8 protein-coding genes are annotated in these 4,749 nt (G+C 68.3%); 7 read left to right on the top strand and 1 reads right to left on the bottom strand.

The window, feature by feature from the left end; all coding sequences use genetic code 11:
• From H0W38_RS16785 to H0W38_RS16765, 5 genes are all read left to right on the top strand, one after another.
• Positions 1-580 (top strand): DUF692 domain-containing protein (locus H0W38_RS16785; protein WP_292456158.1); only part of this gene is annotated, 580 nt, incomplete at its 5' end.
• On the top strand, positions 577-1,368 hold the full coding sequence (locus H0W38_RS16780; protein ID WP_292456155.1) for a DNA-binding domain-containing protein: 792 nt from the start codon (positions 577-579) through the stop codon (positions 1,366-1,368). The genes H0W38_RS16785 and H0W38_RS16780, both read left to right, overlap by 4 nt.
• A gap of 89 nt (positions 1,369-1,457) precedes the next feature.
• Positions 1,458-1,901, top strand: coding sequence for a DoxX family protein (locus H0W38_RS16775; protein WP_292456159.1), 444 nt, complete (start codon positions 1,458-1,460; stop codon positions 1,899-1,901).
• A gap of 210 nt (positions 1,902-2,111) precedes the next feature.
• Entirely contained in the window at positions 2,112-2,678 is a 567-nt protein-coding gene (locus H0W38_RS16770) for a sigma-70 family RNA polymerase sigma factor (RefSeq protein ID WP_292456153.1), read from the top strand.
• Positions 2,675-3,310, top strand: a complete 636-nt coding sequence (locus H0W38_RS16765; RefSeq protein WP_292456150.1) for a DUF1109 domain-containing protein — start codon at positions 2,675-2,677, stop codon at positions 3,308-3,310. Before H0W38_RS16770 ends, H0W38_RS16765 begins: the two co-directional genes overlap by 4 nt.
• Positions 3,311-3,679: 369 nt before the next feature.
• Here the strand turns inward: H0W38_RS16765 and H0W38_RS16760 are convergent, their stop codons facing one another.
• Positions 3,680-3,814, bottom strand: a complete 135-nt coding sequence (locus H0W38_RS16760) for a hypothetical protein (protein WP_292456148.1) — start codon at positions 3,812-3,814, stop codon at positions 3,680-3,682.
• A 35-nt stretch (positions 3,815-3,849) separates the two neighbouring features.
• Between H0W38_RS16760 and H0W38_RS16755 the strand changes: the two genes are divergently transcribed.
• Entirely contained in the window at positions 3,850-4,008 is a 159-nt protein-coding gene (locus tag H0W38_RS16755; protein ID WP_367162277.1) for a hypothetical protein, read from the top strand.
• 38 nt (positions 4,009-4,046) lie between these two features.
• The gene (locus H0W38_RS16750; protein ID WP_292456146.1) at positions 4,047-4,679 is read left to right on the top strand and encodes a 2-hydroxychromene-2-carboxylate isomerase; all 633 of its coding nucleotides are present in this window, start codon (positions 4,047-4,049) and stop codon (positions 4,677-4,679) included.
• The last annotated feature ends 70 nt before the right edge of the window (positions 4,680-4,749 follow it).

Genomic DNA, 4,749 nt, shown 5'->3' with positions numbered 1-4,749 from the left:
GTCCAGCCACGGCGGCATGTGGCTCAACGACCTGCTGCCGCTGCCCTACGACTTGTCGACCTTGCAGCGCGTATGCGAGCACGTCGATCAGACGCAGCACCACTTGCGTCGCCGCCTGCTGCTCGAGAACCCGAGCACCTATGTCGAGTTCGCCTCGTCGTCGATGGACGAGGCGCAGTTCCTGGCCGAGGTGGTGCGCCCCACCGGCTGCGGCCTGCTGCTGGATGTGAACAACGCTTACGTCAGCGGCGTGAACCACGGCCGCGACCCCTGGGCCTTCATCGCCGCACTCGTCGATGCGGTGCCGGTCGGCACGGTCGGCGAGATCCACCTCGCGGGTTTCGCCGAAGACCGCGACGGCGCCGGCGACCGCTTGCTCATCGACGACCACGCGGCGCCCGTGGACGACACGGTCTGGGCTTTGTACTCACGGACCCTCGAGCGCCTGGGCCCGGTGCCGACGCTGATCGAGCGCGACAACGACATTCCGGCCTGGCCGGTGCTCGAAGCCGAGGCGGCCCTTGCACGCCAGCGGGCCGGGGTGTGCCGGCCATCGACCGTCGATCCGCGGGCCGCATGATCGAGCCGCCTGCCCTTCGGATGCAGCAGGCCTTCGCGGCCGCGCTGCTCGACCCCGAGCGCCCCATGCCGCAGGGCCTCATCGCATGGAACGGCGCCGACCCCGCGCCGCGCTTTGCGGTCTATCGCAACAACGTGGTGGTGTCGCTGGTGTCGGCCTTGGCCGGGAGCTTTCCGGTCGTGCGCGAACTGGTCGGCGAAGCCTTCTTCTCCGCCATGGCGCGCATCTACGTGGCACAGCACCCGCCGCGTTCGCCGGTGCTGGCCGACTACGGCGACACCTTTGCGGACTGGCTGCGGCACTTCGAGCCGGCCGGCGCACTGCCCTATCTGCCCGACATGGCCCGCCTGGAGCGCGCACGGGCTCGCGCGTACCACGCCGCCGACGAGGCACCGCTGGCTGCGCATGCCATGGCCGCGCGGCTGGCCGACCCGCAGCGTCTGCCCGCGGCGCGCCTGCGGCTGCACCCCTCGGCGAGCCTGTTCGATTCGCCTTTTGCCGTCGTGTCCCTGTGGGCCGCGCACCAGGGAGGCGGACACATCGAGGACGTGGACCTGGACGAACCCGAGGCCGCGCTGGTCTTGCGCCACGACGACGACGCCACCGTGCTGCCCGTGCCCCTGGCCGCAGGACGGCTCTTCCGCTTGCTGATCGAAGGCCGTCCCCTGGGGGAGGCGGCTTCCGCGGCGATGGCGTGCGATCCGGCCTTCGACCTGGCAGCCGCCCTGTCTCTGCTCATCGCCCACTACGCCATCGTCGCGTGGCACCCCACCGGAGACGACTCGTGACGAACTCCTCATCGACCCCGCGCGCCATCGGCACGGCCGCCACGTCGCATCACTCGCTCGCCTCGCTCGTGGCCGGCTTCAACGCTGCAATGGCCCGCATCCCCGAATCGCTGATCGCCCTGCTGGCGCGTTTCTCGATCGCGGCGGTGTTCTGGAAGTCGGGCCAGACCAAGATCGAAGGCCTGGCGATCGACATCGTCGGCGGCAGCTTCGCGTTCGGAGTGCCCCGGCTGTCTTCATCGGCCGTCGACCTGTTCCGTGACGAGTACCGGCTGCCTCTGCTGTCGCCCGAGCTGGCGGCCGTGCTGGCCGCCGTGGGCGAGCATGCGCTGCCGCTGCTGATCCTGCTGGGCCTGGGTACGCGCTTCGCAGCGCTCGGGCTGCTGGTGATGACGGCGGTAATCCAGCTGCTGGTGTACCCCGGCGCCTACGCCACGCACGGGGTCTGGGCGGCGGTGCTGCTGTGGCTGATGGCGCGCGGGCCGGGCGCCTTGTCGATGGACCACTGGCTGGCGCGGCACACCCGCCGCTGATAGGGTGCCTTGCTCATCGGAGCACTTGCAAAGGCGCAAAGAGTTCTGCGGGCAGGACAGGCGGAGCACGTCGTGCATCGTTGCCGTCGAGCTGCCGGTGCGAGGGCGCGGGCTGCACCGGCAGCACAATCGTGCGAAGTGTGTTGTCTCGTGCGGCCGTTTCCTCGGCCGGCGTCGGCTCGCTGTAACGAAAACGACCCGCGCGACGAAATGTCCGATGACGCCCACCAGAACGACTTCGAGTCCGGCCTGAAGCCGCTCTGGTTGCACGCCCAGTCGGGTGACGAAGCGGCGTATCGCGAGGCGCTCGCGCGCATTGCCACCCGGCTGCGCGCTTATCTTCGTCGCCGCATGCAGAGCTTGCCGGACGATGTGGAGGATCTGGTGCAGGAAACCCTGCTCGCGCTGCACCTGCAGCGTGGCACCTACGACCCGGCGCTGCCCGTCAGCAGTTGGGTGCTGGCCATTGGCCGCCACAAGTTGGTGGATCTGTGGCGCCGCCGTGCCCGGCAGGACGCGCTGCACGATCCGCTGGACGAGGTCGACGAAGCCGTGCTGCCCGCCACGGCAGCATCGCAAGGCGAGGCACAGCGCGAGCTGGCCAAGCTGCTCGACGAACTCCCCGAGGCGCAACGGCTTGCGATCGTGCTCACCAAGTTGCAAGGCTTGTCGGTGGCCGAAGCTTCGCAGCGCACCGGCGCTTCGGAATCGGCGATCAAGGTTCAGGTGCACCGGGGTCTCAAACGGCTGGCGGTTCTGGTCAGGGGAAAAGCATGAAGACGGATCACTTGATCGAGATGCTGGCGCGGGGCGCGGGGCCTGCACCGCGGGCCGTGGCCGCCCGGCGCCTGATCCCTGCCGGCGCATTCGGTGTGTCGGTCAGCGCGGCGCTGGCGCTGGCATTGATGGGTCCACTCCCCCAAGAAATCCTGGACACGCCCGCACCCTGGATCAAGCTGGCCTACGCCGGCCTGCTGGCACTGCCGGCAGGGTGGCTGGCAGCGCGGCTGGCACGGCCGGTGTCGAGGCCGGCCATGCCCACGCGGCTGGTCGCAGCCGTGTTGCTTGCGATGGCGGCGCTGGGAGCTACCGCTTGGGCGACGACGCCCGAAGCCGACCGCCTCGGGGCGCTGTTCGGCTCATCGTGGGGCGCCTGCCCCTGGAACGTGCTCGCGCTGTCGATGCCGGCGCTGGCCGGCATCCTGTGGGCGCTGCGGGGACTCGCGCCAACGCGGCCGCACGCGGCCGGTTGTGCCGCCGGCCTGCTGGCCGGCGCCTTGGGGGCCGGGGGTTATGCGCTGACCTGCCCCGAAACGTCCGCGGTTTTCGTGGCGGTGTGGTACTCGCTGGGTATCGGATTGGTCGCGGGTGTGGGCACGCTTCTGGGCCCGCGGGTTCTTCGGTGGTGAACGCTGATGATGAGGACCGACGACACGAACATTCAGCGTCAGTGAGGGCCGACGACGCACCGTCGCATAACAAGTTCAAGAACGGCTCGTCGCCGGACACTCAGGAAGGCCGGCCTGCCGCTCGCAGCAAGGAGATTTGCGCGGGACACCGATCCGTTCCAGAAACTTCGATAAGGCGAGCGCTTCGCTCGAGATCTCCTTGCACCGCTGCGCCGGATCGCGGGAGGCCGGCACTTCACGCCGGAGGATCACCCTGACATCCTCGCGGAAGAGATCGAGTCGATGCTGCATGAGGTCGGCGAGATCCCCTGAGCTTTGTGCCGCTGATGCGCCCCGCTGCATTCGGCCCTGCCCGGACGGATCAACCGCTCAGGCCCGCCCCCGGATCGGGTAGTCGTTGCTCATCACGAACTGGATTCCCTTCAGCAGCGACTTCAGATCCGGGCGGGCGAAAGGAGCGTTGGAGATGTCGATGATCTGGGTGTCGCCGGCCGGGTTGATCACGAACAACGCTGGCCGAGTGGTCCTACTTCGCCGCCATGGACCGTGGCGAAGCGCTCGTGTTCAAGCAGTTCGATTCCGATCCCGAGGTTGCTGCGCGCTTCACGCCTCACGCTGCCTTCGATCTCCCTGATGCGCCGCCCGATGCGCCCTTGCGAGAGAGCATCGAGGTTCGTTGCCTCGTGACCTTCGAATGACCGGCCGACCGTCGGATCGATACGCCCCGGGAGCCGCCGTGACCACCGAAAACCGATCCACTCCGCTCGAATTCTGGTTCGAGTTCGGCAGCAACTACAGCTATCTCTCTGTCATGCGTATCGAGCGTATCGCCGCGCACGCCAGCGTGCCGATCGAATGGCGCCCGTTCCTGCTGGGGCCGATCTTCAAGTCTTTCGGCTGGACGAGTTCGCCTTTCGTGCTTCAACGCGAAAAAGGTGTCTACGTCTGGAAGGACATGGCGCGCCAGTGCGGCAAGTTCGGCATCCCCTGGCGCCAACCCTCGGTCTTCCCGCGCGTGGCGCTGCTGCCCATGCGCGTGGCCACCATGGGCGCGCAGCAACCGTGGATCGGCCGCTTCTGCCGCGAAATGATGTCGCGCAACTTCGCGGCCGATGAGGACATTCAGCAAGTGCCGGTCGTGCACGACGTGCTGTTCGGCCTCGGCCTTCCAGCCGATGCGCTGATCGAGGGCGCGCAATCGGACGACGTGAAGGCGCAACTGCGTGCGCGCACCGAAGAGGCGAAAGCCCGAGGAATCTTCGGTGCGCCGACGTTCTTCGTCGCCGGCGAGATGTTCTGGGGCAATGATCGACTGGACGATGCGATCGAGTCCGCGCGAACGGCGCACGCCAAAGGTGACGCGCCGTGACGCCGGCATTGCGTGAGGCGTGGCAGCGCGAAGGGTTCCAGGCGTGGGCGCTCGAACCAGGCTTCATCCC

It is taken from the genome of Methylibium sp. (assembly GCF_013817365.1).
GTDB lineage: Bacteria > Pseudomonadota > Gammaproteobacteria > Burkholderiales > Burkholderiaceae_C > Methylibium.
This window is presented reverse-complemented; position numbering and strand designations above follow the sequence as displayed.

Bases quoted from the DNA above. Each gene is read 5' to 3' on its own strand.
- H0W38_RS16780 (WP_292456155.1), top strand. From the start codon at position 577: ATGATCGAGCCGCCTGCCCTTCGGATGCAGCAGGCCTTCGCGGCCGCG.
- H0W38_RS16775 (WP_292456159.1), top strand. From the start codon at position 1,458: ATGGCCCGCATCCCCGAATCGCTGATCGCCCTGCTGGCGCGTTTCTCG.
- H0W38_RS16770 (WP_292456153.1), top strand. From the start codon at position 2,112: ATGTCCGATGACGCCCACCAGAACGACTTCGAGTCCGGCCTGAAGCCG.
- H0W38_RS16765 (WP_292456150.1), top strand. From the start codon at position 2,675: ATGAAGACGGATCACTTGATCGAGATGCTGGCGCGGGGCGCGGGGCCT.
- H0W38_RS16755 (WP_367162277.1), top strand. From the start codon at position 3,850: ATGGACCGTGGCGAAGCGCTCGTGTTCAAGCAGTTCGATTCCGATCCC.